This is a genomic window from Streptococcus mitis, assembly GCF_003942965.1.
GTDB classification, from domain to species: domain Bacteria; phylum Bacillota; class Bacilli; order Lactobacillales; family Streptococcaceae; genus Streptococcus; species Streptococcus mitis_BH.
The window spans coordinates 1-980 of the sequence record NZ_RJOG01000076.1 but is presented as its reverse complement, the minus strand read 5'-3'; the positions used below and the strand labels follow the sequence as shown (position 1 = coordinate 980).

General features: G+C 31.0%; 1 protein-coding gene. It reads left to right on the top strand.

Annotated features, from left to right (window positions below; all coding sequences use genetic code 11):
• Positions 1-15 precede the first annotated feature (15 nt).
• The gene (locus D8837_RS09365; protein WP_125456877.1) at positions 16-888 is read left to right on the top strand and encodes a glycosyltransferase family 2 protein; all 873 of its coding nucleotides are present in this window, start codon (positions 16-18) and stop codon (positions 886-888) included.
• Positions 889-980: the final 92 nt, after the last annotated feature.

Here is a 980-nt window from a genome sequence, read left to right as displayed (position 1 = left end):
TTGTAGGTGAAATGTATGGAATCTTTGATTAGTGTTATTATTCCAGTTTATAATACTGAAAGTTATATTGGAGTTTGCTTGGAAAGTCTTGTTGAACAGACTTATACAAATTTTGAAGTGATTATGATTGATGATGGTTCTACAGATAATTCAGGGAAAATTTGTCAGGAATATACAGAGAGTGACTCCCGTTTTCATTACTATAGGAAAGAAAACGGCGGAGTTTCCTCTGCTCGTAATTTGGGGATTGAATACTCCAGAGGTGATTATTTAACGTTTGTTGATTCAGATGACTGGGTTGAGGAAGATTATTTAGAAGTTCTATATTCTGCTCTAGTATCTGAATCTGCGTCAGTCTCCATTTCAACATATAAAAGATTTTCTATGGAAGATAATACTTGGTATGTTCATTCTTTTCAACGAGGTTACGATAAACGAGTCTTTCATCATCTAGAACTAATCAATGAATTAATTGATTTGGATTCTTTCGATCATTCATATCGTTTTGTAAGTGGAAAGTTAGTAAGAAAAGATGTTGTGGGGGATATTCGTTTTAATTCTCTAACTAGTTTAGGTGAAGATATGGAATTTTGGTTTAAAATCTATCTAATCTCACCTAAATCTGTCTATATCAATAGAGATAGTTATGTTTATAGAATAGGTGAAGGCTTGACGAGACATTTTAGTTTACTCAAGGTTAGGTGTGATTTACAGCAACGTGAAAATTTTATAGCTCTTCTTGCTGCTCGAAATATAGATGTTGGTCGATACGTAGACAATTTTGTATCCCTGTTAAAATTTCGAAAAAAAGAACTTGAAGATAAAAATCTATCATCAACAGATACGATGAAATGGATTAAGGAAACATTATCTTTACTTGATAAGTAAGTGAATAAAGTGATTTTATGTAAAGATGATAGAATAAAATCTATTTGGTTTAATTTATGCAGGACAATAAATAATGTTAGTAAGAATAAATT